This is a genomic window from Micromonospora sp. DT178 (assembly GCF_049841695.1).
Taxonomy (GTDB): domain Bacteria; phylum Actinomycetota; class Actinomycetes; order Mycobacteriales; family Micromonosporaceae; genus Micromonospora.
The window spans coordinates 1-253 of sequence record NZ_JBNCKV010000092.1; the positions used below are offsets into that span (position 1 = coordinate 1).

The following is a 253-nucleotide window of genomic DNA, read 5'->3' on the forward strand; positions in this document are numbered from 1 at the left end:
GGTGGCCGTGTTCGACACCGCCGGCCAGCCGGTGCTGACCGCGGACTCGTTGGTGTTGCGGCCGGTGACCGCCGACCAACTGGGCGCCGCAGTGCCGGACGCGGCGCAGTCACTGTTCGAGGTGCAGTGGATGCCACTACCAGACGCGCAGCCCGACACCACCACGCCGGTGACTGCCGAACCGCTCTGGGCATGGCACGGGCAGCGGCCGCAACCTCTACTGGTGCCCCACCCGCCAGGCCGGCTTGATGGC

1 protein-coding gene is annotated in these 253 nt (G+C 71.5%); it reads left to right on the forward strand.

From position 1 onward, the window contains the following. On the forward strand, positions 1-253 hold a 253-nt coding region (locus ACLQ22_RS32100), incomplete at both ends, for a hypothetical protein (RefSeq protein ID WP_425695619.1).